The 21,460-nt window shown below is 39.1% G+C and carries 20 protein-coding genes; 16 read left to right on the top strand and 4 right to left on the bottom strand.

Annotated features, from left to right (window positions below):
* The first annotated feature begins 80 nt into the window (after positions 1–80).
* The 9 genes from acpP (at position 81) to BM380_RS03295 (ending at position 8,219) form a co-directional block, all read left to right on the top strand.
* A complete protein-coding gene (gene acpP, locus BM380_RS03335; protein WP_008109873.1) occupies positions 81–317 on the top strand; it encodes an acyl carrier protein in 237 nt (78 codons plus the stop codon).
* Between the two features lie 269 nt (positions 318–586).
* Positions 587–1,825, top strand: a complete 1,239-nt coding sequence (fabF, locus tag BM380_RS03330; RefSeq protein WP_008109876.1) for a beta-ketoacyl-ACP synthase II — start codon at positions 587–589, stop codon at positions 1,823–1,825.
* 68 nt (positions 1,826–1,893) lie between these two features.
* The gene (gene pabC, locus BM380_RS03325; protein ID WP_090492915.1) at positions 1,894–2,685 is read left to right on the top strand and encodes an aminodeoxychorismate lyase; all 792 of its coding nucleotides are present in this window, start codon (positions 1,894–1,896) and stop codon (positions 2,683–2,685) included.
* Positions 2,685–3,671 carry an endolytic transglycosylase MltG gene (gene mltG / locus BM380_RS03320; RefSeq protein WP_090492912.1) on the top strand — a complete coding sequence of 329 codons (987 nt, stop codon included), beginning with the start codon at positions 2,685–2,687 and terminating at the stop codon, positions 3,669–3,671. The genes pabC and mltG overlap by 1 nt, the downstream gene beginning before the upstream one ends.
* Before the next feature lie 5 nt (positions 3,672–3,676).
* Positions 3,677–4,303 (top strand): dTMP kinase, encoded by a 627-nt coding sequence (gene tmk, locus BM380_RS03315; RefSeq protein WP_016899838.1) that lies wholly within the window; start codon positions 3,677–3,679, stop codon positions 4,301–4,303.
* Between the two features lies 1 nt (position 4,304).
* Positions 4,305–5,219 carry a DNA polymerase III subunit gene (locus BM380_RS03310; protein WP_016899839.1) on the top strand — a complete coding sequence of 305 codons (915 nt, stop codon included), beginning with the start codon at positions 4,305–4,307 and terminating at the stop codon, positions 5,217–5,219.
* A 12-nt stretch (positions 5,220–5,231) separates the two neighbouring features.
* Positions 5,232–5,558, top strand: a complete 327-nt coding sequence (locus BM380_RS03305; RefSeq protein ID WP_008109887.1) for a PilZ domain-containing protein — start codon at positions 5,232–5,234, stop codon at positions 5,556–5,558.
* Between the two features lie 17 nt (positions 5,559–5,575).
* Positions 5,576–6,355, top strand: coding sequence for a TatD family hydrolase (locus tag BM380_RS03300; RefSeq protein WP_013464702.1), 780 nt, complete (start codon positions 5,576–5,578; stop codon positions 6,353–6,355).
* 4 nt (positions 6,356–6,359) lie between these two features.
* Positions 6,360–8,219, top strand: coding sequence for an alkaline phosphatase D family protein (locus BM380_RS03295; protein WP_090492910.1), 1,860 nt, complete (start codon positions 6,360–6,362; stop codon positions 8,217–8,219).
* A gap of 571 nt (positions 8,220–8,790) precedes the next feature.
* On the opposite strand, the gene BM380_RS03290 is transcribed toward BM380_RS03295, so the two are convergent.
* From BM380_RS03290 to BM380_RS03275, 4 genes are all read right to left on the bottom strand, one after another.
* Entirely contained in the window at positions 8,791–10,113 is a 1,323-nt protein-coding gene (locus BM380_RS03290; RefSeq protein WP_175527440.1) for an O-antigen ligase family protein, read from the bottom strand.
* Between the two features lie 64 nt (positions 10,114–10,177).
* Positions 10,178–10,723 carry a hypothetical protein gene (locus tag BM380_RS03285; protein WP_058154463.1) on the bottom strand — a complete coding sequence of 182 codons (546 nt, stop codon included), beginning with the start codon at positions 10,721–10,723 and terminating at the stop codon, positions 10,178–10,180.
* Positions 10,724–10,744: 21 nt separating this feature from the next.
* The gene (locus BM380_RS03280) at positions 10,745–12,751 is read right to left on the bottom strand and encodes a bifunctional diguanylate cyclase/phosphodiesterase (RefSeq protein WP_090492907.1); all 2,007 of its coding nucleotides are present in this window, start codon (positions 12,749–12,751) and stop codon (positions 10,745–10,747) included.
* A complete protein-coding gene (locus BM380_RS03275; protein WP_024601407.1) occupies positions 12,735–13,433 on the bottom strand; it encodes a transglutaminase-like cysteine peptidase in 699 nt (232 codons plus the stop codon). Before BM380_RS03275 ends, BM380_RS03280 begins: the two co-directional genes overlap by 17 nt.
* 259 nt (positions 13,434–13,692) lie before the next feature.
* Between BM380_RS03275 and galU the strand changes: the two genes are divergently transcribed.
* Genes galU through BM380_RS03240 form a run of 7 tightly spaced genes read left to right on the top strand, consistent with a single transcriptional unit; the run spans position 13,693 to position 21,394 of the window.
* Entirely contained in the window at positions 13,693–14,589 is an 897-nt protein-coding gene (gene galU / locus BM380_RS03270; protein WP_090492904.1) for a UTP--glucose-1-phosphate uridylyltransferase GalU, read from the top strand.
* A gap of 39 nt (positions 14,590–14,628) precedes the next feature.
* Positions 14,629–15,762: a non-hydrolyzing UDP-N-acetylglucosamine 2-epimerase gene (wecB, locus tag BM380_RS03265; RefSeq protein ID WP_090492902.1), complete on the top strand. Its 1,134-nt coding sequence runs from the start codon at positions 14,629–14,631 to the stop codon at positions 15,760–15,762.
* A 33-nt stretch (positions 15,763–15,795) separates the two neighbouring features.
* A complete protein-coding gene (gene wecC / locus BM380_RS03260) occupies positions 15,796–17,046 on the top strand; it encodes a UDP-N-acetyl-D-mannosamine dehydrogenase (RefSeq protein ID WP_090492899.1) in 1,251 nt (416 codons plus the stop codon).
* 11 nt (positions 17,047–17,057) lie between these two features.
* Entirely contained in the window at positions 17,058–17,600 is a 543-nt protein-coding gene (locus BM380_RS03255; RefSeq protein ID WP_090492897.1) for a serine acetyltransferase, read from the top strand.
* Entirely contained in the window at positions 17,593–18,762 is a 1,170-nt protein-coding gene (locus BM380_RS03250) for a VpsD family glycosyltransferase (RefSeq protein ID WP_090492895.1), read from the top strand. Before BM380_RS03255 ends, BM380_RS03250 begins: the two co-directional genes overlap by 8 nt.
* Positions 18,762–20,174, top strand: coding sequence for a lipopolysaccharide biosynthesis protein (locus tag BM380_RS03245; RefSeq protein ID WP_090492893.1), 1,413 nt, complete (start codon positions 18,762–18,764; stop codon positions 20,172–20,174). The genes BM380_RS03250 and BM380_RS03245 overlap by 1 nt, the downstream gene beginning before the upstream one ends.
* Positions 20,171–21,394, top strand: a complete 1,224-nt coding sequence (locus BM380_RS03240) for a VpsF family polysaccharide biosynthesis protein (protein WP_090492891.1) — start codon at positions 20,171–20,173, stop codon at positions 21,392–21,394. The genes BM380_RS03245 and BM380_RS03240 overlap by 4 nt, the downstream gene beginning before the upstream one ends.
* Positions 21,395–21,460: the final 66 nt, after the last annotated feature.

Below are 21,460 nucleotides of genomic sequence, written 5' to 3'. Positions count from 1 at the left end.
TTGAATCAGAGAATTATCGGACGTAAACTACGCCGCAATCTGAAAATAACGCATTGGCGTTTTTAATAAAGGAAAGAAGAATGAGCGATATCCAAGAACGCGTAAAGAAAATTATCATCGAACAGCTAGGTGTTAAAGAAGAAGAAGTTAAAAACGAAGCTTCATTCGTTGATGACCTAGGTGCAGACTCTCTTGATACTGTTGAATTAGTAATGGCTCTTGAAGAAGAGTTCGACACTGAGATCCCAGATGAAGAAGCTGAAAAGATCACTACAGTACAATCTGCAATCGATTACGTTACAGCTCACGCTGAGTAATTAATCGCAAATTAAGGGCAGCATCCGCTGCCTTTAATCTTTATATCCAAACCACCTCAAAGTACATGATTCAATTCCAAACCCTCACCTATCATTAGCAATTAAGTTGTTATTGCTCAGCGTTGGTTATTGGTTTGAGACTCGCACTTTGAGGTAGCTTGGGTATGATCATCCCCAATACTAATAACATAACTAGCAACAGCGTTAACGCTGAAATAAACTGAGCTAAGTTAATTGGTATAATAATAATTCCTTATTGGAGGCAAACCGTGGCTAAACGTCGTGTCGTCGTAACTGGCTTAGGAATGTTGACGCCGCTAGGCAATGATGTGCAATCAACCTGGCAAGGCTTATTAGATGGTAAAAGTGGTATTCAAAATATTACCCACTTTGATACATCAAAATTTGGTACTCACTTCGCTGGTTTAATCAATGATTTTGATGCATCGGCTTATATGTCGCCAAAAGATGCTAAAAAAATGGATTTATTTATCCAGTATGGCATTGCAGCGGGTGTTCAAGCTTTTCAAGATTCAGGCCTCGAAGTCACTGAGCAAAACGCAACCCGTATTGGTGTAGCGGTAGGTTCAGGCATTGGTGGCTTAACCCTAATCGAAGAAAACCACATTAAACTACTAAACAGCGGTCCACGAAAGTTATCGCCGTTTTATGTACCGTCTACCATTATTAATATGATCTCGGGTCATTTATCAATAATGCATGGCTTGCGTGGTCCTAATATTTCAATTGTAACCGCATGTACCACAGGCCTGCACAACATTGGCCATGCAGCACGTATGATTGCCTACGGCGATGCCGATGCAATGGTTGCCGGTGGCGCAGAAAAAGCGTGTACGCCAATTGGTATGGGTGGCTTTAATGCCGCACGTGCGCTTTCAACGCGTAACGACGACCCACAAGCAGCGTCTCGTCCGTGGGATAAAGACCGTGATGGCTTTGTGCTTTCTGATGGCGCTGGTGTAGTAGTTGTTGAAGAATACGAACACGCTAAAGCACGTGGCGCTAAAATTTATGCAGAGCTTGTTGGCTTTGGCATGAGTGGCGATGCCTACCATATGACCTCGCCACCAGAAGACGGCGCAGGTGCAGCACTGGCTATGGAAAACGCATTAAACGATGCGCAAGTAAATGCAGAGCAAGTTGGCTACATTAACGCACACGGTACGTCTACTCACGCGGGTGACAAAGCCGAAACCTCAGCGGTTAAAACCATTTTTGGTGATTCAGCGAAAGATGTGATGGTAAGCTCATCTAAATCGATGATGGGTCATTTACTAGGTGCAGCGGGCTCTGTTGAGTCGATAGTGTCTATCTTATCGTTGACCGAGCAAAAAGTAACACCCACGATTAACCTAGACAACCCAGATGAAGGGTGTGATTTAGATTACGTACCGCACACAGCGCGAGACGCCAAACTTGATTACGCTTTATGTAACTCATTTGGTTTTGGTGGTACTAATGGCTCGTTACTGTTTAAAAAGGTATAATCTTTTTTAACAACGAACGACAATAAGAACCCAGTTGTTTAACTGGGTTTTTTTATGTGTAAAAAAATATGCAAACAATAATAACAGCAAGTGAAACCAGTACCATAAGTACCCGCGATAGGGGCTTAAACTATGGCGATGGTTTTTTTACAACCGCAATTATTACTCATGGACAGGTTGAGCATTGGGTTTATCATAAAGCGCGTTTAATTGAATGTGCGCAGCGTTTAGGGTTTCCAGCGCTTGAGTTTAAAGCACTTGAGTCGCACATTACTCAGCAAATAGCATCACAGGTTCAAGCGGTTCTTAAAATAGTGGTAACACGAGGTGAGGGCGGGCGAGGCTATGCGCCACCAAGCGAATGTAATTTAAACATTATTGTTAGTGTTTTACCTTATCCAGCGCATTATCACAGCTTACATGAGACAGGAATTAGTTTAGCTATTAGCCCAATTAAACTGGCTTTACAACCGCACTTAGCAGGGCTTAAAACCTTAAATAGGCTTGAGCAAGTATTGATTAAAAATGCCCTACAAGCCGAGCAAAGTGATGATGCACTTGTACTTGACTACAACAACAATGTAATTGAAACCTCCGCGGCTAATATTTTTGCAATAAAAAATAATAAAGTAATTAGCCCCAGGCTTGATGAGTGCGGCATTAAAGGTGTTTTTCTGCAATCTTTATGTGATAAATTAGCAATTGAATTTAAAACTATCAGCGTTGATGAGCTTACCCAAGCAGACGCGGTATTTGTATGTAATAGTTTAATGAAAATTGTGCCGGTAAAAAGCATAGGCGAGCACTGTTTTGATATTGCTCACAGTCAGTCATTACTAACAGTAGCCAAGGAGGCTTAGTGTTAAAAGTTATAGTATCAGTATTATTGCTGGCTTTTTTTAGCTCAGTGATTGGCTATCAGCAATTACAGGCAACAATTCAAACGCCATTACAGATAGCCGATAACACCCAATTTGAAGTTAAAAAAGGCACCGGCTTTAATAAGTTGTGCCGTCAATGGCAACAACAACAGTGGGTAGAAGACTGTTGGCGTTTTCAAATATTAGCCAAGCTCGACCCAACCTTGACCGATTTAAAAGCAGGCTTGTACGAGCTAAGCGCAGATAGCGTGCTTAATAACATCAAGAAAATTAATCAAGGTCAGCAAATTAGTTTCAGCTTTACCATTATTGAAGGCCAAGCACTAAGGGATGTTTTAAATACCCTGAGTACTTCTACACACTTACAAAACGATTTAAAACTTGAGCAACTTGGCGAGCAAATAATAGGTAAGCAAACCCATCTAGAAGGGTGGTTATTCCCCGATACCTATCATTACCATAGCAATGATACTGCCAGCAGTTTACTAAAACGTGCTGCGCAAAAAATGCAGCAAACGTTGGCTGATGCTTGGCAGCAACGGGCAAGTGATTTACCTTACGATACCGCCTATGAAGCACTGATCATGGCCTCTATTATCGAAAAAGAAACCGCGCTTGCCAGCGAGCGTCCGTTAATTGCATCGGCATTTATAAATAGATTAAATACCAATATGCGCTTACAAACCGATCCAACCGTAATATATGGGCTAGGCGAAGATTTTGACGGTGATATTAAACGTAAAGACTTGAGAAATTACACACCGTATAATACTTATCGTATTAACGGATTACCGCCCACGCCAATTGCCATGCCATCCAAAGAAGCGATTTTAGCCGCGGTAAACCCGCCTAAAAGCGAGTATGTTTACTTTGTAGCAAAAGGCGATGGCAGCCATCAGTTTTCAACCACATTAAAGCAACATAATGCGGCGGTTAACCGGTATATTTTAAATAAAAAGAATTAGTGTTTATGAAACCAAAATTTATAGTGATAGAAGGCCTAGAGGGCGCGGGTAAATCAACCGCTATTGCCCTGTGCCAAGACTTTTTAAACCATCATCATATTGATTTTATTAATGTGCGTGAACCCGGTGGTACACCACTGGCTGAATCCTTACGTACTTTAGTAAAAGCAGAGCATCAAGAAGAAATCGCCTTTGAAACTGAGCTACTTATTATGTACGCAGCTCGCTCACAGCTAATGCACAATGTAATAAACCCGGCACTGGAACAAGGGCAATGGGTATTGGCTGATCGTCACGACTTATCGTCACAGGCGTATCAAGGCGGTGGACGCGGAATTAGTGCAAACACGTTAGCATCGTTATCCTCTATGGTGTTAAAAGGATTAAAACCCGATTTAACCATTTACCTTGATATTGACCCTGTTATTGGTCTTGAACGTGCAAAAGGGCGTGGTGAACTCGATAGAATTGAACAAGAAGCCATTGAGTTTTTTCAGCGCACCCGTATGCGTTACATTGAGCTTGCAAACGATGATGAAAGCATAAAAACAGTCGATGCCAACCAAAGTATTGATAAAGTACACCGTGATATTACCAATGTACTGCGCACATTTTTTTCAGGGTTAAAATAATATGGCATTGCCATGGCTTAACGATGTAGAGCAACGTTTAGCTCAAAGCTATAAAGCGCAGCGCTTTCATCACGCGCAGCTATTTTGCGGGCCTATTGGAGTAGGCAAGTTTGAGCTAAGCGAGCAATTAGCTAACAGTTTGTTATGTCATAATACACAATCGCAGTTGAGTGCACCTAATAGCGTGTTAACGCCGTGTGGGCAGTGTAAAAGCTGCTCGTTAAACCTAGCTGGGACGCACCCAGATAAACGCGTTACTCAAGTAGAAGGGCAAAGCATAGGTGTAGACGACATACGCGGCATAAGCGATTTTATGCACCAGTCGGCGGCGCAAAATGGCAACAAAGTGGCGATTATTGAAAACTGCGAAAAAATGACAACGGCAGCAGCAAATGCATTATTAAAAACCTTAGAAGAGCCCAGTAACAGCCGGTTTTTAATTCTCACAACCAGCCAAGCGGCGCAATTACCAGCGACTATTTTAAGCCGCTGTGCTAAAACTGAGGTCAAAGTAACCAACAGCCAGCTAGCAAAGCAGTGGCTAAGTTCTTTAGATGTGCCTAACTACCCATGGTTATCATTGTTTTACAGTCAACCCCTGCAAGTAAAGCAGTGGCAACAGCAAAATCAGCTAGAAAGTATTGATACACTCTATAAATTTGCAACTGAGTTTAAACAAAGCCATAATTTCAATGCGTTAGTCGATATAATAAATAAACAGCCTGAGCTTGTTCGTATTTTTACCTTATTTTTAAGTGAGCAGCTAAAACAGCAGCTTTTAAACGGCATGAGTTTTGAAGCCTACCAAGTTGCACAGCAAGCCTTGAATGATTTTTTACAAAATAACATACAAATTCTTGGGCTAAACTTACCGCTTGCGGTATCACGACTAGCGTATACATTACGCAACCAATAAAAAGGATTAGATATGCAAGAGCTATTAGTTGATATAGATGACCTTGACGAACTATATCGCTGCTACATGCCTTTTTTAAAAAAAGGGGGGCTATTTGTACGCACCAATATGCGTTATGAGCCTGGGTATTCACTCGCTTTACGAGTAACCTTACCTGATGCCTTAGAAGACGATGTGGTCACCGGCAAAGTTACGTGGATCACTCCGCAAGGTGCACAAAGCTCAAACCCTCCGGGGATCGGCATTAGCTTTTTAGATGATAAAACAAACCTAAACGCGAAGATCGAAAAACTGCTGGGGACTATGTTAAACTCCGGCAATCCAACTTATACCATGTAGTAAAAACAGGCCTTATTTTGATTGTAGATTCTCATTGCCATTTAGACCGTCTTGATTTTGATAAACTCGATTTAAACCTAGACCAAGTACTTGATAACGCCCGTGCCAAAAAAGTAGAACACTTTTTATGTGTGAGCGTCACACTTGATCAGTTCCCTAACATGCTAGAGCAAATTAAGCATTACGACGACGTATCAGCGTCATGTGGTGTACATCCGCTTGATCAAAAAGACGCGCTCAACAAACAGCAATTAATTGATTTAGCCTCGCACCACAAAGTAGTGGCCATTGGCGAAACCGGGCTTGACTACTATTACGCAAAAGACACTCACGCAGTGCAGCAAGCAAGCTTTGTTGGCCATATTGAAGTAGCCAACGAATTACAAAAGCCACTTATTATTCATACCCGCGACGCACGTGCCGACACCATTAATCTAATGCGTGAACACAAAGCAGAAAACTGCGGTGGGGTATTACATTGCTTTACCGAAGATTGGGATATGGCTAAAAAAGCCATTGATATGGGTTTTTATATTTCTATTTCAGGTATTGTAACCTTTAAAAATGCGGTAGAACTTAAAGAAGTGGTAAAACAAATCCCACTTGATCGACTGCTTATTGAAACCGACTCGCCGTATTTAGCCCCAGTACCGTACCGTGGTAAAACTAATCAGCCAGCGTATGTGGAAGACGTTGCTTACTATATTAGTGAACTAAAAGGTATTAGCTTTAACGAATTGGCAAAGGCCACTACCGATAATTTTTATTCTTTATTTAAATTAGCAGCTAAAGGCTAACCTCATGACGACTCTCTCGGTGCAACACCCGCTGTTACTTATGGGGCCTATGGTGCGCCGAGCAGAAAAAACCACAGTTTGTATTCAGTTTGCTACCTCAAAGCAGGTAAACGGCCGTATAGAGCTAATGGGCTACGAATGCTATAGCGAACAAAACAGCGTTAGACTGGGTGAACATTTATTTTTACAGTTTATAGTTATTAAACCCATAAACAGCCAGTTCCCGCGCGACATATTATTACAATATCAGTTGTTTTTTGATGACAGCCCCGTTGATTTATCAGCGTTTAGTTTTAATGATGGCGCGTTACCTGCGTTTGTGATCCCCAAAAGACTGACGCAAATATTGCATGGCTCATGTCGCAATGCACATCATCCCGCAAAAGACAGCCTAGTTAGTTCAAGTCAGTGGCAAGCTACTCAACGCAGTCATAATCAGCAAGGTGCGCAGTTGCTATTGCTCTCGGGCGATCAGGTATATGCTGACGATGTAGCAGGGCCTATGTTATTAGCTATCCATCAACTCATTAAGCAATTAGGCATTTACAAAGAGCAACCGCTTGCGCTGGATTTACCCGACGATATTAGCCAACAGCTTTATGGCCGCCATCATTTACTCCCTACCACCTCATGGAAAAAGCGCTCTAAATTAGGCATAGGTTACTGGTTAAAAAAAGACGAGCCGCATTTTTCTAGCGTAAAAGCGTATAACCACCTTATTCATTTTGAAGAATTTGTGGCACTGTATTTACTTAATTTTAGTAGTACCGCGTGGCAATATGTTGACTTATCAAAGCTAAATTACTCAGGCGGTAACGAAAAAAGCCAAGCATTGTTTAGCACAGAAAAAGCCACACTCATTGATTACGCTAAAGGCTTAGCTGAGGTAGAGCGATTATGTGCCAATGTGTCTACCTTAATGATGTTTGACGATCACGATGTAACTGATGATTGGAACCTCACCGCCGGGTGGGAGCAAGCCATTAATCAAAACCCCAGTAGCAAGCGTATTGTAAATAATGGCTTAGCAAGCTATTGGCTGTTTCAGGGAATGGGGAACGACGCACTGCAAAAAACCGGTGCGCTACTTACTCCATTTACAACAAGTCTAGCTGGGGATAAGCAATGGCAATTCAAAGCATTTGATAAACATCTAAACGATTTTAACCATTGGCATTATGAGCTAACAACTATTCCTAAAGTGGTGGTGCTTGATACCCGAACACACCGCTGGCGTAACGAGCAGAACTTTAATGAACCCTCAGGCTTGTTAGATTGGGAGCGTCTCACTGAGCTTGAAGAAAGCCTACTCAGCCATGACCAAGTCATTATTGTATCGCCCGCTCCGGTGTTTGGGGTTAAATCAATAGAGGCAATTCAAGCGGTGTTTAACATGTGTGGGCAACCGCTTATGGTTGATGTAGAAAACTGGATGGCGCACGAAGGCTCAGCTAAAAAATTGCTCGACACATTTAGACGTACCGACACTCCAAATGAAACGCTGATTTTATCAGGCGACGTGCATTATTCGTTTTGTTTTTCAGTGCAAAAGCGTTTTGGCGATCACCCCAACAGAATTTGGCAGCTCACAGCTAGTGGCATTAAAAACGAGTTCCCGCGTAAGCTAATAAATGTGCTTGATAAGCTCGACTCCATTTTATATGGCCCTAAAAGTCCGCTTAACTTTTTTACCAAACGCTGGCACATGGAAGTCGACAAACACCAAACTAAAGGCAAAGGGCAAAAGTACCTAGTAAGTGATTCGGCTATTAGTTTGGTTACCCTCAAAGGCGGTAATTTAGACCGCTACCAGCTCATACACGGCGACGGCCACACCACCGAATTTGATTTAGAAGAGCAGTAAATTGGAACAGGCGATAGGTTTTAGGTGCTAGGTATCAGGTCGATATTATTGCCGACTTGTAGCAGCGACTTCATGTCGCGGTATTTTTTAATGTCGTGAGCGACGGGCGACGGGCTTCGAGTTGCGGGCTAAATAACTAAAAGCGCAGCACCTCTTAACCCTCTTTGTGCATACTTTTCTTAAAGATCTAATTGAACTAAGAGAAGATAATAAGGAGTAAATGAGAAAATAAAGCTACTAACCAAAGTGATTAATTGTTTTGTTACTGCCTCTAAAAGCACAGCGACTCCTAGCACTCTTTGTGAATAATTTTCTTAAAGATCTTATTGCACTGAGAGAAGAGAATGAGGAGTAAATGAGAAGGCCAAAAAGATGTTAGGATACAGCTCGTGACTCGCTCCCCGCAGCCCGGTAACTTTCGACTTTAACCTTTAAAAGCGCAGCGTCTCTTAGCCCTCTTTGTGCATACTTTTCTTAAAGATCTTATTGCACTGAGAGAAGTGAATGAGGAGCAAATGAGAAGGCCAAAAAGATGTTAGGATACAGCTCGTGACTCGCTCCCCGCAGCCCGTTAACTTTCACTTCGCCGTTTTTTAATCCGTTTTGGTGCTGGCAACTTATTGGTTAATAAAGCTAAACATAACACTACTATAAACAACATCGAATTAGCCCCCGCCTGTAGCGAATAATCAACCGACGAATGCAGCATCATTGCCACAATAGCTGTAGCACAACCAAACGCCACACCCTGATAAAGGGGCGTTTTGCGCGTTCGCATAGTATTAATACATAACCATAAACAATAAACCACTAACAGCCCCAATAACGCCGTTGCAGGAATACCCAGCTCAACTGCAAATTGTACATAATCGTTATGCGCGTTGTCGTAATAACCAGAGTAGGGCTCAGACTGATACGCGGGAAACGCAGTGTAAAAAGTACCGCCGCCCGAGCCTAATAACGGGTTATCTAAAATCAGCGGGATTGAGTCGCGTACAACTTCATCGCGAGTTTCCGATTGTAAACTGGTTTCGCTAATACGTTGTTTTACCTTTTCTACATCGAAAATGGCACCAATGATGATTAAATCGATAATAAAAAAGCTTACAATCAGCAATTTAAATGCCTTAGGCTTTTGTTTATAAACAAACAGCGCCAGTAAGCTCACTATAATTAAGGCGATAAAAAAGGCCGAATTACCCATGCGACTACGGGTTAAAATAAGCGCCACAATTATAATAATTAGCGATATACGCAAAATTATTTTAGAGCTTAATATAATCTCAGCCCAAGCACGTAAGGTTTGTTTTAAAGTAGGCTTGTAGCCGCTGTTAGTGCGTTTTAGTTCGCTAATTAAAACACCAATGCCTAAGCATAAGCACAGCGCTAAATAGTTAGCTAAAAAGTTAGAATAGGTAAAAGTACCAATAGCTCTGTCGGTGTGTTTGTAGCCAAATAAAGGGCTAACAATATCGGGCGATAAGTTTAAGTAACTAGCATACAAAGCCTGAAAAACACCGGCGCAAATGACGGCGTAAATTAATTTTTTAATACGATTTACATTATTACAGTAATTAAATATTAACCAGCTCAACATTATTAAAAAACTGGTTTTTAATAACATTTGTTTTGTTTGAAAAGCATCAATACTTACGCCAAATAACTGGACCCCGCACACTAAAGCAACAATGCCTAAGGCAGTAAATAACGGCCAAGTATATCGAGGAGGGAAAAGTGCTTGGTGGTTATTTAAAACACTGTTTGCCAAGTGAGTAATAAAGGTAAAGCTAGTTAAAATACCAATAGCTAAAATTGCCCAAGGCCTATAACTACCTAAAGGAAGGGGAAGCAAAAAAAGGATCAGACAAATAAGAAAAAATATAAAACGATTCAAAATAAACTCAAACAAAGTAAAAACGCAGCCAATTGGCTGCGTTTGAATATACTAATAGTAAAAACTAGTTACCGACTTCAGATATACCGTTATCACCGCCTGTACCACCAGAACCTGGAGGTGTTGGTAATGTTGGTAAGCTGCCTACTGGCGGAGCAGGCTGACCTGCACCAGGACCTGCAGCAGTTGCTTCAGAAGCGGTTGTTGCATCAACACCTGCGGTAATTGCTGCTAGGGTGATTGCATCAGTATCTAAACCAGCAGCTGAAAGAGCAGCTAAAAAGTCAGAAATTAATGGATTGTCTGCACCAAAACGTGCCACAACAGCAGCAACCATTGCATCTATATCAGCAGCGCCACAAGCGCCATTAAGCAGTTTTTCGTCTAGCTTGATTTTTTCTTTATTTTTACAAATACGTTTAATCGCTTCTACTAAATCTTCGCGTAATTGCTCTGGCGTAGTATCTGCTGTTACGTTATTAAGAATATCAATAATGCTATTTATGCTCACTTCTTGAACCACAGCATTATTATCCGTTTGTGCATAGGTTGGCAAAGCAGTTAGAGCAGACGCACTAGCTACTAAGCCAGCTAAAATTAATTTTTTCATTTCTCGTCCCTTGGTTGAGTACTAATTGCAAAATTTTAGCGCATCGGTGCAAAAAGTAAACTCTTTATTTACGCCATTTTCATTAGATTTAATAATTTTTGATGGTGGTAATATTAAATTACCTTGTACCCCATCACATCCTAGGTATTCAAGTATTTCTAAAGTCTCGGTTTTTTCAATTAAACAGGCTAAAACTTTAATACCAAAGCCATGACAAATATTATTAACTGTTTGAATATAAAATTGACTTTGCGGGTTAGTTACCAAATCTTGAATGTAACTACCATCAATTTTAACGTACTCAATATCAAGACCTTGTAAATACCTAAACGACGTTAAGCTAGTACCAAAGTGTTCAATACACACATTAATACCCAGCTCTTTAATTGCATCTATATGTAAAGACGCAACATGCACGTTATAAAGCAAACCAATTTCATGTAGTTCAAACACTAAGTTTGTTTTAATTACCGGTTTAGTGTGCGAGTAAAGGGTAAGCCATTGTATAAAGTCGGCTGAATACAATGATGCTTTACTAATATTCAACGCAAACACATCATTAGGGTAGTGCTCTTTTACATCTACAAAGCTACGTATAATTTTTTTATCGAGTTCTTCGGTTAAATTTAATTTTTCAGCCATCGCAAATAAGTGACCATTATTTACCTTTTCACCTTCATGAATAAAGTGTGCAAATACCTCAAAGTAACACTGAGAATCAGTTTTATTAGCTTGTTTAACAGGTTGCACCGAAAAACTCACTTCGCCAGCATTTATAATCGACTTAATTAAGGTACGCCATTGGTTAACACTAAATAATGACTCTTTATCGTTTTTATCAAACGTAGTGTCTTCACCTATAGTGCAACCGGTATCAAGTAGCGATAACACTTCACCTAAACTCGTTCCTTGCTCAACAGCAACAATCGCTAAATTAGCGTAACCGTTTATATGTAAGCTGTTTTCTTTTTGACTTAAATTATCAATGAGGTCTAGGCGGGCTTTATTTAAAAATAAAACGTCATACGGGGCCAGTAAAACAAACGTACCCCCGTTAAGCCTAAATATAGTTGAATTTGGTAACTCATCGGCAACATGCTTAAGTATTTTAGCGGCATCAAGTACATGCTGATCACCATCTTGGTAGCTTACCACTTGGTTAATATTATTTAACGAGGGTAGGGTAAGCATCATTGCAGTAATTGGCGTATCGTCAGTAATATTATTTACAACAGAATTAAAGTGGTTTTCAAACGACTTACGGTTACCCAACCCCGTTAACGAATCTATATAAACTTCTTCAGTAAGCGCTTGTGTTTGTTTGGTCAGCGAATCAAAGGTACTTTGTAAGTTTATAACCATATTATTTATGGCTTGGGTTACTGTGCGAAGCTCCCGTGCTACTGGTATTTCTTTATTTAAGGTAAAGCGTTTTCGAGTCACTAAAGTGGCTTGGTCTTCTACTGCTTTTAACGGCTTAAATACTGCGCGTAAAATTAAAAATGCAATAGCCAGCGATGCTGCTAATAGCAAAAATGAGCTATATAAGCTGCGGAGTGTGTGTTGCCACAATGTAAGGTAAGATTGCCCAGTATGGCTGGTTACATCAAGTGTGCCTGCCATCATCCAACCATTGTTTATTTCAGAATGCATAGTAGGTGCACTCAGTTCAACAGCACTAATAAACCAACCAGGAACAGATTCAACGCGTTTAGGGTTTTGTAACTCAAACACTATATTATTTTGCACATCGGTAAATTTAATTTGGCTGTAATAACCAGAGTCAAAAATAGCGGTTGCCATAGTTTCGGCAATCATTAGGCTGTCGCCTTCTAAATAAGGAGATATAGAAAGCCCTAAACTGGTAGCGGTGTCTTGCGCATGGCTGGCCATTTGCGTTTGTAAATAATTACGGGTTGTATCCACATCGGTAATAACGCGTACACAAAATGAAATAACCGAAATTAATATGATCAAGCCATATACTTGAGTTTTTAAACTCAATCCATATTTAAATATTCGAGACATAACTACTAGTTCCTTTATTGTTACTGGCGGCGGGGGCAAGCTCACCTTGTTCAATTCGTTCAAGCATAGTGTTCCAAGCAGAAACGCCACGACTATTTTTAACCTTATTACCTAACCCTTTCGATTTGGCTAACCATAAACCTTGGCCATTAAAACTGTATATAGGTTTTAAATCGCCCCGATTGCTTGCAGGCACTAATTTTGTATTAAAGTTATCAAGCACCAGCGGTATTTGGTTTGGTTGTTCAAAGTATATAAGCACCATGTGTGGTTGATTAACCGTACGCTGGCGTACATACATAAAGCGTATTTTATCTTCGGGGATACCTAAAGCGATTAAAGTAAAATATTTAGCAATAACATAATCTTCACAGTCACCCATGCCCACACCTAGGCTTTCTAGAGGGGTGGCCCAGTAATCTTTTTTTTGCCAAAGTTCGTCATCGGTTTTGTACTTTATATGCTTATTAAAAAAATCATTAACTAAATGAATTTTTTGCCATTCGCTCTTATCGGCGGAGTCATCTATAAAACTCAGCCACGTTTTTATTCGTTGGTGGCCTGCATCGCCGTAAAACTGTTTGGCACGGCTTATTATATCGCTATTTCGCAGATGCAAAAGCATGTCTTGTGCACAAGCAAAAAAAGACACTAATATAATGATGCAAATTCCAACGCGCACAAAGCCCATCCCTAAAATGTTAACAAAGCCATTATATTCCCATTGAAAGTAAATTGATAGATTACAAAAAAAGCAAAAATAAACTGTTAACAAAAAGTTAACCTAAAACAATCAAAAAGGCTGCTTTTTATATTGAGCGATTATTTGTGTTGTGTATAATACCCGCCCATATGGTTAGTAGTATTTAAAACTCGCTACTCGCAGCGGTATTTTATTAATAGCTACGTTATAACCAAAAGTAACTATAAAAGGAATTGAAGTGAAAGTATTAAAAGCAGTCTTGCCTGTTGCAGGCTTGGGTACCCGTATGTTACCCGCTACCAAAGCAACACCAAAGGAAATGCTTCCACTAGTCGACAAACCTCTCATTCAATACGTTGTAAACGAAGCCGTAAAAGCCGGTATTAAAGAAATTGTACTGGTTACTCATGCTTCTAAAAACGCAATAGAAAATCATTTTGATACCAGTTTTGAGCTAGAAGCTACTCTAGAAGCGCGCGTAAAACGCAGCCTATTAGAAGAGGTGCGTTCAATAATCCCGCGTGATGTAAGCATTATATCGGTTCGTCAATCGGCGCCATTAGGTTTAGGCCATGCAATACTTGAAACACGTCCAATTATAGGCAACAACCCTTTTGCTATTTTATTGCCCGATGTAATTATCGATCAATATAAGTCAAATCTTAAGGTTGATAACCTAGCGCAAATGATCGCCCAATTTGAAGGCACTCAACATAATCAAATTATGGTTGAACCAGTCCCTCATGAGGAAGTGCACAACTATGGTGTGGTTGATTTGGCAGGTAAAAATATTGCGCCTGGCGAAAATGCAACCATAACCAACATGGTTGAAAAGCCAAACAATGACGAAGCACCCAGTAATTTAGCCATAACAGGGCGCTATGTTGTATCACCCGCTATTTGGGATTTACTCGAGTTTACGCCTCCAGGGGCTGGCGGCGAAATACAATTAACAGATGCATTACTGCAGTTACGTCATCTTGAAACAATTGAAGCGTACCATCTAAAGGGTAAGTCACACGACTGCGGCTCAAAATTAGGTTACATGCTTGCAAACGTAGAATACGCAATGCAATCAAGCCTAATGGGTGAAGAATTTACAAAGCGCGTTAAGCAATTAATGGCAAATGCATAAAGTTATGCAAAACCGGTTAGTAAAAAATTAAGGGAAATCATGGCTATTAAAGTATTAAGTATTTTTGGTACGCGACCTGAAGCAATAAAAATGGCGCCACTTGTTAAAGCACTAAATGCAGCAGAAGGTATTGACGCAAAAGTATGTGTTACTGCACAGCATCGTGAAATGCTTGACCAAGTTTTAGAGTTGTTTGAAATTGTACCAGATTACGATTTAAATATTATGAAGCCGGGTCAAAGCTTATACGATGTAACAACAAATATTTTGTTAGGTTTAAAATCTATTCTTGAAGAGTTTAAACCAGATTTAGTGCTTGTTCATGGCGATACAAGTACGACTTTATCTGCAAGCTTAGCTGCGTTTTATCAGCAAATTCCAGTAGGGCACGTAGAAGCGGGTTTGCGCACAGGTAACTTAAGTTCACCATGGCCGGAAGAGGGTAACCGTAAACTCACTGGCGCTATTACAAAGTTACACTTTGCACCAACGCAAACATCACAGCAAAACTTACTCAACGAAGCAGTAAATGCTGACGATATTCTAGTTACTGGTAACACCGTTATTGATGCATTACTACAAGTGGTTGATAAGGTAAAAACTGATACCGCTTTAATTTCAACTCTAAAAGCTAAGTTTCCAGAGCTCGATGAAACTAAAAAACTTATTTTAGTAACAGGGCACCGCCGTGAGAGTTTTGGTGGCGGTTTTGAGCGAATTTGTGAGGCGTTAGTAGAAATTGCAACCGCGCACCCAGGTACACAAATTTTATACCCAATGCATTTAAATCCTAATGTACGCGAACCGGTAAACCGCATATTAAAAAATGTTGATAATGTGCATTTAATCGAGCCGCAAGACTACCTACCATTTGTGTACTTAATGAATCAGGCTCACATAATAGTAACCGACTCAGGTGGTGTTCAAGAAGAAGCGCCAAGCCTAGGTAAGCCTGTGCTTGTTATGCGTGATACTACAGAACGCCCAGAAGCGGTAGAAGCAGGTACAGTTAAACTAGTGGGTACAGATAAAGCTCGTATTGTGAGTGAAGTAAATAACTTACTAACAAATGCTCAAGAATATCAATCAATGAGCCGTGCACATAACCCTTATGGTGATGGTAAAGCGTGTGAGCGCATTGTGGCAAAAATTAAGCAACACTTTAAAGGTTAAAATAAAGTTTAAAACTTTTTCAAGGATTTAGTAATGACAATTAAAACAGTTTCAGTTGTTGGTTTAGGCTATATAGGTTTACCAACTGCAGCGGTTATTGCATCGCGTGGTATGAAAGTAATTGGTTTAGACGTAAGCGAAAAAGCAGTTAATACCATTAATGCCGGTGAAATACACATAGTAGAGCCTGATCTCGACATAATAGTTCGTGGCGTAGTATCTACTGGTAATTTAAGAGCGACTACAACGCCAGAAAAAGCCGACGCGTTTATGGTAGCTGTACCTACACCATTTATTCACAGCGAAAGTGGTAACCACAGTGCCGACTTAAGCTATATTGAATCGGCTGCAAAAATGATTGCCCCAGTGCTTGAAAAAGGTAACTTAGTTATTTTAGAAAGCACCTCACCCGTAGGTGCAACAGAGCAACTAGCCGCTTGGTTAAGTGAAGCGCGTCCTGACTTAACGTTCCCACAAGATAAAGGCGATGCCGCCGACATTAACATTGCGCATTGCCCTGAGCGTGTATTACCTGGTTATGTATTACAAGAGCTGGTATCAAACGACCGCGTTATAGGTGGTATGAGCAAAGCATGTAGCGAAAAAGCGGTTAAGTTATACGAAACTTTCGTGCGCGGCGAGTGTATTATTACCAATGCTCGTACTGCTGAAATGGCTAAGTTAACCGAAAACTCATTTCGCGATGTAAACATTGCCTTTGCCAATGAATTGTCGGTCATTTGTGACAAATTAAAAATTAATGTATGGGAGCTTATTAAGCTTGCTAATCGTCACCCGCGTGTAAATATTTTAAACCCAGGCCCAGGTGTTGGCGGCCACTGTATTGCGGTTGACCCTTGGTTTATTGTTGCAAGCTGCCCAGACGAAGCAAAAATAATTAAACAAGCACGCTTAACTAACGACGCAAAACCATTCTACGTAATTGAAAAAGTAGCAAAAGCCGCTGATGAATTTAAACGCCCAGTAATTGCATGCCTAGGCCTTTCATTTAAAGCAGATATTGACGACCTTCGTGAGAGTCCGGCATTAAATATTGTTGAAGAATTAGCAGCAAAAAATATTGGTGAAATACTTGCGGTAGAGCCAAATATTGCAGAGCTACCAGCTAACCTTGCAGATAAAAATGTTAGTTTAGTGTCGTTAGAAAGCGCACTAGAGCAAGCAAATGTCGTTGTAGTACTAGTTGATCATAAACAATTTAAAGCTGCAGATAAAACAGAGTTTGCATCAAAAGTTGTTATTGATACTCGCGGTATTTTGTAAGGCTAACATTTATGACTCCTTTTGAGCTTATAAAATGTGATTTGTATCGGAGTACCGCAAGGTACTCCCATAAATTATTAATAAAAAACTTAATCAATAATAACCGTTCTTTTAAGTACACTTTTTGGTGGAGGCTAACTCAGTCGAATAACCTATTGATTAGGACATTAGCAAGGCTTATGCATTTAACCTTATCTATTAGGTATCAAATACAAATACCTAAAGAAGCAAAAATTGGTCCTGGGCTCAATTTAGGTCATGCTACTGGAATAGTTTTAAGTCCAACAGTTGAAATTGGAGCCAACTGCAATATTAGTCAATTTGTAAATATTGGAAGTAACCATGGGAAAGCTGCCTCTATTGCAGATAACGTGTATATAGGTCCTATGGTTTGCATAGTCGAAAATGTTGTCATAGGAAATAACGTCACTATTGGTGCTGGCTCTGTGGTTATTAAGGATATACCTGAAAATTCTACGTCTGTTGGTAACCCTTCTCGAGTAGTCAACCAAAATGATCCTGGCCGATACATTATGAATAAATATAATGCCTAAAAAACATATCGCTTTAATTATGCCCCTTTCAACTTACGACTGGGGCAATAACAATTGTGGCGGCGTAGATAGTGTATGCCAAATGTTTGCAGAATATTTGGTTAACCATGATGACGCTAACTTTAGGTTTACCATTATTGGGCTCGACCCACAGAGTAAAACCCCTTTCTCTGGTGATGTTATTCGTCTATCAGATAATGTTGATTTTGTTTGGCTGCCTGCATCAAGTAAGCAATCAAAATTTAAAATTCCTGGCATTATTTGGCAAAATTGGCATATTCGCAAGTTGTTAAAAATTTTGAATCCTGACTTAGTACATACCCATTTTTGGAGTGTATTAATTGGCAGTGGTTTTAGGGGGAAATCGGTTGTCACTGTTCATAGTTATAAAAAAATTGGGCGTCATAACTTTGGGTTTTTTAATAATTTTTTATATGAAAAAATAATTCCTAAGTTTACTCGGCATTTAGGTGATAAAAAGTTTGTTGTTGGTGACATTTTAAAACAAGAACTCGCTAAAAATAATATTAAAGCAAACATAATTTATAACCCGATAGATGACAGCTTTTTTAATAGCTCCAAACAAAGTCAATTAATTGAGCTCCCTCAGGAAATAAAGTTTATAACGTGTGCCTTAATTAATCCTAAAAAGAATATTGAGCAATCTATAGACATCGTCCATATGCTTAATCAAAACGGTATTGCATGCCGTTTAGATATAGTGGGGTCTAAGTCGAACAAAGAATATGCACAACAACTTGAGCGTAAAATTGAAGCGTTACAATTAGAGAGCTCAGTTGCCTTTTTAGGCAGAAAAAACAAATACGAATTAATTGAGCTTTATAATAATGCTAATTGTGGCATTTTTACTTCGAAAGAAGAAACATTTGGCTTAGTTCCGCTTGAAATTTTAGCTACGGGGCTTCCTTTACTTTGTACTGAAGTAGGCATACTCGCTGAGCAAAAAGAGTTTTTTCAATCAATCGGTGTTTTGTATATAACAGAGTCAACAACAGTTGATGAAATTACAGCAAACTTAAATAACTTCGATAGAGAATTATCTGTGAAAAAGTTAAAAGAGTTATTTAATACTTCACAGATAATTAAGCAATATAAGGCCGTTTATAATGAGCTTGTTTTTAAGGCTGAGCGAGAACAATAATGTTTAATGCATTACTAAAATATGCTCCAGTGCAAGTTTTTGCTGCAATTAGTGTTTTTGCATTAATTAGTATTCATACCAAGTTATTAACTACAACAGAATACGGAATGTTGGCATTAATGCTATTAACGGTTGAAGTTGTAAGGGCGGTAGCTGCCCAATGGATTAACTCTAGCATGCTGCGTTTACTTCCTAGTAAAAAAACAGACGAACATAATAATTTTGCAGCGATTGCCTGCTCAATTATTTTTTGCTGCACATTGCCAGCATTAGCACTAGTTAGTTTAGGGTTATATTTAACAGGCTTATTAACCTTATCTACGTTTTTAGCTACCTTTTTAGTTTTTTTAACTAAAGCTCTCTATCAGTTCTATCTTGAATTAGCCCGTATAATGGAGCGTTTAAACCAATATAGAATTGCCGTACTTACTCAATCTATTATGGCTGTATTAATTACAGGCAGCTTGCTAGCTTACTCTCCTAATATCCTTTCTGCGTTATCAGCCCTTGCTTTGAGCTACATAGCTGCAGGTTTAGTTGTTTTTAAACCGCTTAAAATCAGTATTAATAAACTTAAGACTGCAGATGCTCAGGCTATTTTCTCTTATGGCTTACCTCTTATGGCCAGTGGCTTAGTTGCAGCAATATCAAGTCGTTTAGATCGTTACTTTATTGCCGACTCATTAGATTTAGCACAAACAGGTATTTATGCCGCTATATCAAATATTTTATTAGGAATAGGTGCACTTATTTTTATGGTTGTTGCATTACCCGGTTTTCCTGAATTAACAAAAAAAATAAACAATAAAGCCGCTTTGTACAAAGCCCATGGTGAATATTTAACTTTGTTATGTTTAATTTCAGTGCCTGCTTTAGTTGGGTTTTGTATTTTAGCCGAGCCTATAACGCACCTATTGCTTAGTGAAGAGTATTTATCACAAGGTTCTACTGTTATTTATATTTTATGTGCGGGGGTGTTTGTTTTAAATTTGAAGGGACATTATATAGACCATGGTTTACAGTTCTCTTTAAACACTAAATACCTGCCAAAAATCAGTGTTTTTTCATTAATATTAAACCTATCATTATTAGTTACTTTGATTCCTCCTTTTGGTTTGATAGGTGCAGCGAGTGCTTTTTTAATTGCTAATATTATCGCATTGGTTATGAGCCTATGGTTATCACTAAGGAAAGGGTATAAATACACTGTACCGTCGCAGGTATATAAAATTATACTTTCAACTGTATGTATGGCTATATTCCTACCAGAGTTACGTGTTTATCACTTTGTGATAATTAATATACCCATCGTCAATATTATTATTGATGTCGTTATTGGTGTGAGTATTTTCTCATGTGTGCTTGCCTTACTAAATTATAAAAAATGTAAAGCATGGGTAATAAATAAATGAAAAGTGAAAATATTTATAAAGTAATGGTGTTCACTTTTTTGTCTGCTTTTATTTTTGGCGGCTATTTACTAGAAAACGTAGGTATAAAATACGTATCAGAAGGCGGAAATCCGTTAGTTAAAATACATATTTCGACGTATATATTAATGATGACCGTTGCTATTTTTACGCTTAGAAGAGGTATTAATGTGCCTTTAACTAACCTAAGAGAGCTTAGAGCATCATGGCTAATAAGTTTTTTGTGTATTGTACTTGTTATATTATACGGCTTAGTTAGATTTGGTACGTCGGGGATGGCTTACTTGGTCGATACTATGGTAGCCCCGCTTTTAGCTCTATATTTATTGAGTCAGTTGGGTACCACTCATAAAAATAAACTATTAACGTTGCTTGCATACTTATTATTCATAAATTCAGTTATAGCTATTTTAGAGTTTATGCTTGGTAGTTCACTGATATCTGTTCAGTTCTCTAGTTTTAGTTATTTCAGATCTGTTGCTTTACTGACTCATCCACTTAATAACGCGTTGATTACTGCTGCATTGGCACCTTTACTAATGAGCTATACGCGAATTCCTTATTTAATCTACTTTACTGTAGTTACGTTAGCACTATTTGCTTTTGGTGGAAGGGGAGCTACTGGGATATTTCTGCTAGGCATGTTCTTATTTGTAATGCCTAAAATCCCATCATTTGTGTCTAACGGTTTTAGAGTATCTAAAATGCGCTTTGCAGTAATACAAGCGCTCGCTTTTTTTGCATCTATTTTCACTGTATTAATAATAACTTTGACTCCAATTGGAGCACGTATCTTAAATAAGTTACATGTTGACTCTAGTGCTCAGGCTAGATTTGATGTGTTTATTATTTTAGAACAATTGAGTTTTAGCGAGTGGCTTCTTGGCGCACCAGCCTCGATCATGCAGAATATTGAATTTTATATTGGTATCAATACGATAGAAAATTATATCGTTGGCTGGATTGTGAGTTTTGGATTAATTTCAACGGTTTTACTTTTAATTGCTTGTTTTAGCACTGCTGGGAAATTGGCTCTCAATGGTCCAACACAATTAAAAGTAGCATTGTTTGTTTTATTAGGGGCTTCGGTTACCAATAACGCACTAGCAACAAAAACCCCCGTACTTCTATTTTTTATTTCTTGTTTATATTTGGTTTATTCCACTAAAGCGACTGATGATAAAAAGGTTGGGGTTAAGTGATTTATATATTACAAATTCGCTATTAAAGTTTTTTTGATAAGTGATTTAATAATTTTTAAGAATAAG

The organism is Pseudoalteromonas sp. DSM 26666, from assembly GCF_900116475.1.
Lineage (GTDB): Bacteria > Pseudomonadota > Gammaproteobacteria > Enterobacterales > Alteromonadaceae > Pseudoalteromonas > Pseudoalteromonas tetraodonis.
This window is presented reverse-complemented; position numbering and strand designations above follow the sequence as displayed.